Genomic DNA, 1,310 nt, shown 5'->3' on the forward strand with positions numbered 1-1,310 from the left:
GCCAGTCCATGCAGGGATTTGTGGAGGTGCAACTTGCCCTCCCCTGCCCTGTCGATCATGGCGCGGAAATATCCACCTGGGGATACGATTTGCTCCGGATCGCGCAAGGCTTTCTCCGCGACGACGACAAGACAGGCGGCGGCCAGATATTTCCCTTGCCGCTCCACGGCATTTTGATAGCCGGCAGGACTGAGACCAATCAAAATCCGCAACGCATCTGCGGCTTGGCAAAGCCCTGACCAGTCACAGAACGAGAGCCCGGTTTCATTTTGCACCTGGGTACAGGCTGCCTGAATGAGACCAATTGAAACACCATCGAGGTTGGTCTCGGGAAGTTTGCCTACCGCTCGCCTTACCGCTTGTGGTTTCGGTGGTTGCTGTTCCGTGCGCTCGCCGCAAGGCTCTTTTTCTGGAGCCATTTCAACGGCAAAGCCGTTGTCAGGAGGAATTTTATTGTCTTGCTCGTTAGAGCAAGTCCGTTCGTTGTTACTTCTTAGAGAGTCGGTTTGGGTTGTAATAAATAAAGGGGCGACATGAATGTCACCCGTGCATGACATTTTTGCTTCATTGAGAGATTGTTGGACGGCTATGGCATCCAGATAGATTTGCTCGATACGTCCCGCACGCTCAAACACATCCCCCTCGGCCCACTCCAGCACAGACTCAATTCGCTCAAGGAAGGTGTCGAATTCCGAACCAAAGGCAGCCACCAGGTCGACCACGGCGCGAGAACAGCGCGTGATTGTGCGTTTGGCTTCCTGCTCGGCTTTGAGACGCCGCTGAAAGGCATCGGCCTGCTGCTTGAAGGCTTCCAGATTGAAACACGCCGGCGTGAAGTCCAGGCCATAGGCTTGCTCGGCTTCCCCTGACCTGCCGCGATAGACAAAGCGGCGGCCGGTGGGGCTATCGCGATAGGCGAGAATGCCTGCCTCGACGAGTTTTTTCAGGCAGCGCGTAACGGTGCGCGTCGTTTTTCGAGTGTAGTCCGCAAGACGCTGATTGGAGATCGCGACAACCGGACGTCTGCCGGCCTTGAAATCGTCGCCCTGGACGAGCCCCAGAAGAATATCAAGCACATGATACGCCGTTCCCTCAATGCCAAGAGCAGGCGCAACACGTTTGAGGACAAGAGAAATGTCCTTTTTCAAAACGGCAGGGCGGTCATCCTGGGCGGCCAGATGCGCGCTCGCAAGAACCCCTGCAGAAACCTTGCGAAAACTCGCAATCTGCTGAGCAGTGGACATAAGTCCCCCTTCTCCGGAAGCGACCCAACGCGACCGGACCTATGAATTTTGAATGGGAGACAGGCA

1 protein-coding gene is annotated in these 1,310 nt (G+C 55.8%); it reads right to left on the reverse strand.

What is annotated here, in order from left to right; genetic code table 11:
- A partial coding sequence (repC, locus tag FMN63_RS27645) for a plasmid replication protein RepC (RefSeq protein WP_148587401.1) occupies positions 1-1,244 on the reverse strand: 1,244 nt, incomplete at its 3' end.
- Between the last annotated feature and the right edge of the window lie 66 nt (positions 1,245-1,310).

The sequence above is a fragment of the Stappia sp. BW2 genome (genome assembly GCF_008107695.1).
GTDB lineage: Bacteria > Pseudomonadota > Alphaproteobacteria > Rhizobiales > Stappiaceae > Roseibium.